Source organism: Flavobacterium araucananum (genome assembly GCF_002222055.1).
In the GTDB taxonomy this organism is placed as follows: domain Bacteria; phylum Bacteroidota; class Bacteroidia; order Flavobacteriales; family Flavobacteriaceae; genus Flavobacterium; species Flavobacterium araucananum.
Genome location: NZ_MUGS01000116.1, coordinates 1 through 4,722, shown reverse-complemented (window position 1 = coordinate 4,722; position 4,722 = coordinate 1). Strand labels below are relative to the sequence as shown.

Annotated in this window: 5 protein-coding genes and 1 pseudogene; 2 read left to right on the top strand and 4 right to left on the bottom strand. The window is 30.6% G+C overall.

Annotated elements, in window-relative coordinates; all coding sequences use genetic code 11:
* The 4 genes and pseudogenes from B0A64_RS24665 to B0A64_RS25680 form a co-directional block, all read right to left on the bottom strand.
* Window positions 1-832, bottom strand: an 832-nt coding sequence (locus B0A64_RS24665; protein WP_123875962.1) for an IS3 family transposase, incomplete at its 3' end; no start/stop codon positions are given.
* Window positions 832-1,359 carry a hypothetical protein gene (locus tag B0A64_RS24660; RefSeq protein WP_089482089.1) on the bottom strand — a complete coding sequence of 176 codons (528 nt, stop codon included), beginning with the start codon at window positions 1,357-1,359 and terminating at the stop codon, window positions 832-834. The genes B0A64_RS24665 and B0A64_RS24660, both read right to left, overlap by 1 nt.
* Window positions 1,360-1,453: 94 nt before the next feature.
* Window positions 1,454-2,506 (bottom strand): alpha/beta hydrolase, encoded by a 1,053-nt coding sequence (locus B0A64_RS24655; protein WP_089482088.1) that lies wholly within the window; start codon window positions 2,504-2,506, stop codon window positions 1,454-1,456.
* A 244-nt stretch (window positions 2,507-2,750) separates the two neighbouring features.
* Window positions 2,751-2,909, bottom strand: a pseudogene (locus B0A64_RS25680) (DDE-type integrase/transposase/recombinase); the annotation flags it as partial.
* 213 nt (window positions 2,910-3,122) lie between these two features.
* Between B0A64_RS25680 and B0A64_RS24650 the strand changes: the two are divergent.
* Together B0A64_RS24650 and B0A64_RS24645 are read left to right on the top strand one after the other, a co-directional pair.
* Window positions 3,123-3,704 carry a TetR/AcrR family transcriptional regulator gene (locus tag B0A64_RS24650; RefSeq protein WP_089482087.1) on the top strand — a complete coding sequence of 194 codons (582 nt, stop codon included), beginning with the start codon at window positions 3,123-3,125 and terminating at the stop codon, window positions 3,702-3,704.
* A gap of 103 nt (window positions 3,705-3,807) precedes the next feature.
* Window positions 3,808-4,545, top strand: coding sequence for an SDR family NAD(P)-dependent oxidoreductase (locus tag B0A64_RS24645; protein WP_244285494.1), 738 nt, complete (start codon window positions 3,808-3,810; stop codon window positions 4,543-4,545).
* Window positions 4,546-4,722: the final 177 nt, after the last annotated feature.

Here is a 4,722-nt window from a genome sequence, read left to right as displayed (position 1 = left end):
TTCCCAGATGCGACAGAACCCGATATTGTATCGGGCTCATTGCTTTTAGATTAAGTTTTATTCTGTCATTATTATAATAATTAATATACTCAATAATCTCCTGTTTTAATTGACCAATGGAACTGTATTTTTTAAGATAAAACAACTCTGATTTTAATGTTCCAAAGAAGTTTTCAATAATTGCATTGTCAAGACAATTTCCTTTTCTGGACATACTCTGTTTAATTCCTTTTTCTTTTAATAAGTATTGGTACTGTTTCATTTGATACTGCCATCCTTGATCAGAGTGCAGCGTTAAATTAGTATTGTCGGGTATTTTCTTAAATGCTTTTTCAAGCATTACAGCTACTTGGTTAAGTACTGGTCTTTCAGCCAGTTCATAACTAATTATTTCTCCATTAAACAAATCAATTATTGGTGATAAATATAATTTTTTCCCTGAGACGTTAAATTCAGTTATATCGGTTGCCCATTTTTGATTAGGTACGTATGCTTTAAAGTTTCTGCTCAGAATATTTGGGGCAATCCTGCCTTGTTCTCCTTTGTAGGATTTATATTTTTTAACTCTGATAAGACTTTTTAATCCCAACGATTTCATTAGTCTTAAAACTGTTTTATGATTGATGATTATCTCTTGAAGGTTTAATTCGCTAGTGATCCTCCTGTATCCGTAACGCCCCTTATGCTTAGAATAAATTGATTTTATAAGTTCTTTTACTTTTTTGTATTTATCAGCTGTTTTACTCTGTTTTTGATAATAATAAAAACTGCTGCGCGCCACATTACTACAATTTAAAAGTAATTTTAAATCATAGCGATGCCTTAATTCCATTATGACTTGCGATTTTTGGCTTTTTCTTCAGCTTGAATTAAGGCTTGTAACTTTTTTAGAAAATCAATTTCACAGCGTAATACTTCATTCTCTAACAGAAGTTCTTCTTCCCTGGTTAAAATTTTTTCGGATTTACTTTTTTTATCTTTAGAATCACTCATAGATTTTGGCCTCCCTTTTAGTTTTAGTTTTAATCCTTCTAAACCAAAATTAGCAAAATCTTTTTTCCATTTAATAATAATTGAATCCGAAGAAATGTTAAATCGTAAACGAGCTTCTCTTAAAGATAATGAATCTCTATAAATTGACTTTAAAACCTTTAATTTAAAATCAATCGGATAAACCTGATTTTTTCGTGATAATAAACCTGCCTTTCCATATTCCGTGTAAAAACTGACCCATTTGCGTATATTAGATTTACTGGTTCCTTTCTCGTTAGATACTAATGCAAATGAATAATGTTTAGCAACTACTAATTCTACACATTCAAGTTTAAATTCATAACTGTGCTTGACTTTTCTTTCCATAAAAATGCCCCCAAATAGCGTCTAACTTTTTGGGGGCAGTCCATAAAAAGCCTCTTTTTTTATATCAATTATATATCATTCAATACGTAAATCTTTAATTACAATTTGCAATTCTAGGATTATTTACTGCTCCACATTGGAAAGCATATTTACTCTGCGGATATAATGGAGAAGGATTATCGGTTACCTCTAATGGAGATAGTGCCTGGCCATTATAACTCGGCATTGTTATTTGTTCTTTAGATCCGTTTCCCAGTGCTACATTTTTCGCTGTCAAATTTCCATTAAAACTATAATCAATCATTGCATCAAGTAATCTGTAAATTCCATAATAATCATATGCATCATATGAGGTTTGTGTATTAGGAAGATTATGCTCTGCCGTGTAAGTAAAAGTTGGTAAAACTGATTTTTTTATCAAAATAAAATCTTTCTCAGAGTTTGGAATATTTATATTTTTAAAAATATCAATTGCCAGCCTATGATCATTTGTTACGTCGTCATTATAGACCTGAGTTATCAATTTTGTATTTTCAGGGAAACTTTGTAATTCTGCCTGTGTAATTTCATAGGAATACCATTGTGCCATTGCAAAAATAAAACGCCCGTTTTGTCCCCAGCCTTCATCAATAAATCCTTTATGAGCCAAAGCAAAAGAGGCTCCTCCTCCAAATGAATGTCCCATGAAGCCTACTTTTTTTGTGTCAATTATAGTGGGATAATCTGTCACAGCTTTTTTGAAGCTTTGCCAAAGTGTGTCATATCTTTCATCGACTGTTACACCTGTTGTAGGATAAGGTGCAAATACGACAACATATCCTTTTTTTGCAATAAACTCATACAAACCTATATTGTATGCACTTTCTTCACCACCATAAGGATGCGAATAAAAAATAACAGGTTTGGGGGAAGTAATTCCTTTTGGGTAAAAAATTTCAACATTTTTTCCACTATATAATGGGCTTGGAAAACTAATTTTTGCAACTTCATAACTGCCATCCGAACCATATCCGGTTTTTGGCCTGGAAATAGGCCCTGCCAAATCATCATCTATATAAGCAGAATCTTGATTTGATTCATCTGCTTCATTTTTTGAGCAGGATAATAATAGAAAAAAAGAGATTATAAGTAAAATTGGGGTCTTCATTATTTAGGTATTTTAAGATTATTTTAATAAGACTGCTTTTGTATAAAATAGTTTAATTCGACTTTTAAATATTGGTCAATTTAATATAAATAATGAATTTAGGAAATGAAAATACCTTATTTAGAATAATTTAATTATCATATTAAAAGTAATAGGTTCGAATCTGTCAGAATCAAATATAAAACTTTAATCAATGTTAAAGTTAGTCCACCAATTTACAGAATGATTTAAACATAGATATTCCTTATCTAACCATCTCATTCTTTCTTAGCACATGCACAACTTCAATTCCGCTTAAGGTTCGTTTGACCGATTCAAAATTTTTAAAACCTAATCCGCTTTAGATGCGCCATTTGATGAAACGATGGTCCCGTTCTAATATATTGTTGAGATATTTACACTGCTTTTCTCTTCTTCATCTCTGACTCAAGTAAGGTGTAAACTTATAAACCCAGCGCTGAATTGTAGCATGATCAAACTCTTCAAAAAGAAAATCAGTTTAACTCACCTGCAATTAAGGCAATCTTTTAATTAGCAAAATAAAATTGCTTTAAAATTTAGAGTAAACTTATTTTTATTTAATTTTGTATCGATCATTATAAAAATAAATAAAACAATGAGAGGAAGACCTACCATCTACGAAGACTCTAATATTGTAAAAAAAGCGCAAGAAGTTTTTTGGCAGAAAGGATACAGTGCTACCTCATTGAATGATTTACAAAAAGCAACTGGTGCTGGTGCCGGAAGCTTTTATAATACTTTCAAAGGTGGTAAAAAAGAGGTTTTTGAAAAAGCTATTGAAGAACGACGATTGGCTTTTGATGCTTTTAAACTGGAATTAATCAAAAGCGAATCTCCATTAAGATTAATTAAAGACTTTTTTATTAGTATCGCTTCCGCAGAAGAAAATGAGCATCTTAAAGGATGTATTATTGCCAATACGGTTGTAGAAATGACTTTTATAGATAAAAATCTGGAAGCCAGTGCGGTTCAAATTTTAAAAGATGTAGAACAAATGTTTACTAAAGCCATTAAAGATGAAAAATTAAAGGGAAACTTAAAAACACCAACACATCCCGAGATCCTTGGGAAATATCTAATAACATTTTGGTGTGGACTTAATACGCTCAGAAGAATGTATCCAGATAAAAATGTCTTAAAAAATCAAATCGAAATGCAATTAGCTGTTATCAGCTAATTTTTTTGAATATTTATGTATCAATCATTACAAAATTAAAATAATAAAAATGAATTTAAAATTAGAAGGAAAAAGAGCATTTATAAGTGGTTAGACACAAGGAATTGGTTTTGCAATTGCCAAACAATTATTAAATGAAAAAGCTGAAGTCATAATCAATGGAAGACATGAAGAAAAGACAAATTTAGCCGTACAAAAATTAAACGATGAATTTCCAGATGCAGTAATTTCAGGAATTGTATGTGATTTTAAAAAAAAAGAAGAAGTAACTGCTTTATTAACTAAATTAAATAATATTGATATTTTGATTAATAACGTTGGTATTTTCGAATTAAAAGACTTTGAAAATCTGGAAGATGAAGAGTGGTATAGAATATTTGAAGTTAATGTGATGAGCTGTATTAGGCTTTCTAAAAAACTTTTACCGCAAATGCTTCAGAAAAAATCAGGAAGAATTGTTTTTATTAGCAGTGAATCTGGCGTGAATATTCCAGGAAATATGATTCATTACGGAATGACAAAAGCTGCAATGACGGCAGTAAGTAATGGTTTATCTAAACTAACTACAGGTACGGAAGTTACAGTGAATGCTATTTTAGGCGGACCAACTTATTCTGACGGAGTTGCTTCAACAATTGAACATATTGCTGCTTTACAAAATATCGAAATTGAACAAATGAAAAATGCCATTATACAGCAGACTAATCCACACTCTTTATTACAGCGTTTCATTGATCCTGAAGAAATTGCTTCGCTGGCTGTTTATTTGTCAAGTCCGATTTCAATTGCTACGAATGGAGCATCATTAAGAGCAGATGGAGGTGTTTTAAAAACTATCTAATTATTCTAAATTGATATATTCCGTAATAAAAATTAAAATTATTCTTTTTGGTCAACAAAATTATATAGTTTCTGCACTTGTCCGTGTTCAATAACAAACAAATCTGGAGTCGATTTTAATTTTACTACAAAAATTGAATTTGTATTTTCTTGAATTCATTTTTGTGTGATTTAAAAG

What these genes read in the sequence shown, in the direction of transcription:
- B0A64_RS24655 (WP_089482088.1), bottom strand. Translation starts at nt 2,506, where the DNA reads ATGAAGACCCCAATTTTACTTATAATCTCTTTTTTTCTATTATTATCC.
- B0A64_RS24650 (WP_089482087.1), top strand. Translation starts at nt 3,123, where the DNA reads ATGAGAGGAAGACCTACCATCTACGAAGACTCTAATATTGTAAAAAAA.
- B0A64_RS24660 (WP_089482089.1), bottom strand. Translation starts at nt 1,359, where the DNA reads ATGGAAAGAAAAGTCAAGCACAGTTATGAATTTAAACTTGAATGTGTA.